This is a genomic window from Polaromonas sp. P3_C2 (assembly GCF_056402675.1).
The window spans coordinates 1-2,109 of the sequence record NZ_JBFUGX010000684.1 but is presented as its reverse complement, the minus strand read 5'-3'; the positions used below and the strand labels follow the sequence as shown (position 1 = coordinate 2,109).

2 protein-coding genes are annotated in these 2,109 nt (G+C 61.7%); one reads left to right on the top strand and one right to left on the bottom strand.

The features are described from left to right. Positions 1-305 (top strand): hypothetical protein (locus tag AC1DWI_RS20725; protein ID WP_477725633.1); only part of this gene is annotated, 305 nt, incomplete at its 5' end. Positions 306-311: 6 nt separating this feature from the next. Here AC1DWI_RS20725 and AC1DWI_RS20720 read toward each other — a convergent pair. Next, positions 312-2,109: sodium:solute symporter family protein (locus AC1DWI_RS20720; protein ID WP_477725632.1), on the bottom strand; the 1,798-nt coding region annotated here is incomplete at its 5' end.

Sequence of the window (2,109 nt, the reverse complement as noted above, 5' to 3'; positions counted from 1 at the left end):
GGCCAGTTCTTGCCGAGCACAACGGGTTCCTGAACCTGAAAAACCCGGCCTGCTACGTTTACCCAAAAGAAAACAACTGCAAACCAGGCGATCTTTTCCGTGCAGATCAACGCGAGGAAGCCCAGAAATTCGCAAGCTACAAGCCATTTGCTTTCAATTTCTCGGCACGCCAGGAAATGGCCAACCGGCTGTCGTATATCGCCTGGGTCTCGTTTGGGCTGCTCATGCTGGGCTGGCTGGCTGCCACGCTTTGGCGTTGGCGCACGGCGCCCCGACAATCCAGGCAGCCAAACCACGTGGCTTGAGCTTTTTCAGAGACGTTTCAGGTCCGGATAGCGAATGTATTCCACCAGTTCCTGGACTTTCTGGCTGGGCGGCGGGGTGAGCAGGCTCACCAGCACAATCACCGCAAAACCGACCGGAACACCGAAAAGCCCGGCCGAAATCGGGTCTATGCCCCACCACAGCTGCACCGGCGAGGTAATGCCGAAGGTGGTGCGCAGCCAGGCCTGGTTGGTGAACATGTAATACGAGGTTACGCCCAGGCCCGACACCATGCCCAGCACGGCCCCGATGCCGTTGGCGCGTTTCCAGAAGATCCCCAGGCTGAGCGCCGGGAAGAACGAGGCGGCGGCAAACGAGAACGCGGCCGACACCAGAAACAGGATGTCCGCCGGCTTTTGCGCCGCCACATAGGCCGCCAGCAAGGCCACGATCAGCAGCAATATCTTGGACACCGTCACCCGGCTCACCGTTGATGCATTGGGATCGATCATCTTGTAATAAAGGTCGTGGCCCAGCGCATTGGCAATCGTCAGCAGCAGGCCGTCGGCGGTGGAAAGCGCTGCAGCCAGCCCACCCGCCGCCACCAGGCCTGAAATCACGTAGGGCAAGCCTGCCAGCTCGGGCGTCAGCAGCACGATGATGTCGCCGCCTATGTTCATCTCATTGAGCTGCAGGATGTTGTCCTTGTTGATGTCTGTGACCGACAGCAGCGAAGGGTCCACCCGCGTCCAGGAATGCACCCAGGCGGGCAGCTGGTCAAACGGCATGCCCACCAGCACGGTGAATATCTCGTACTTCACCAGCACAGCCAGTGCCGGTGCGGTGAAATAAAGCAGGAAGATACACACCAGCGACCAGGTGACCGACTGCCGCGCTTCCCGCACACTGGGCACGGTGTAATAGCGCATGAGGATGTGCGGCAAGGCCGCGGTGCCCACCATGAGGCAAAAAACCAGCGCCAGGAAATTGCGGCGCGAAGTGTCGTAGGTCTCCTGCTCTTTCGGGGTTCCGTCCGGGTTGCCCGAGAACTGGGCCGCGTGGGCGGGCATGCCGTTAAGCGGCTGGGTTTTGACGTCCGCAGCGGCCCTGGCCGCCGTCCAGGCCTTGACGGCGGCGGCCTCGTCCCGGGGCATGGCGGCCATCGCCCTGGCGGCCGATGAAATTTCAGCCACGGATGCATTGCCGCTTTTGAGCTGCTCCATTCGTTTGGCGGCGGCCAGCTTGTCGGCGGCCAGCGACTCGGCGGGGTGCTCCAGCCTGCCCGACAGCGCTGCCGAGCGCTGCTTGAACAGCTCACGCACCTGCAGCTCTTTGGGGTCGGCCGTCAGCTCTTTCTCCTTGGCCGTGACCTTTTCAAGTTGAAAGCCATAAACCAGCTGCGGTACCGGAATCCCCGTCTGCTTGACCGACAGCCAGACCACCGGAATGAGGTAGGCCACCACCAGGATGATGTACTGGGCCACCTGCGTCCAGGTCACCGCGCGCATGCCACCCAGGAAAGAACATACCAGGATGCCACCCAGCCCCAGGAAGATACCCAGCTCGAACGCGATGCCGGTGAGGTAGGAGGTGATCAGGCCGACGCCGTAAATCTGCGCAACCAGATAGGTGAAGGAGCACAAAATGGCCGCCGCCACGCCGATGAGCCGCGGCAGTCGCCCACCGTAGCGCTCTCCCAGAAAATCCGGAATGGTGAACTGGCCGAACTTGCGCAGGTAAGGCGCCAGCACCAGCGCCACCAGGCAGTAGCCGCCTGTCCAGCCCATGATGAAAGCCAGCCCGCTGTAGCCCGTGAGGTAAAGCGTTCCCGCCAGGCCAATGAAG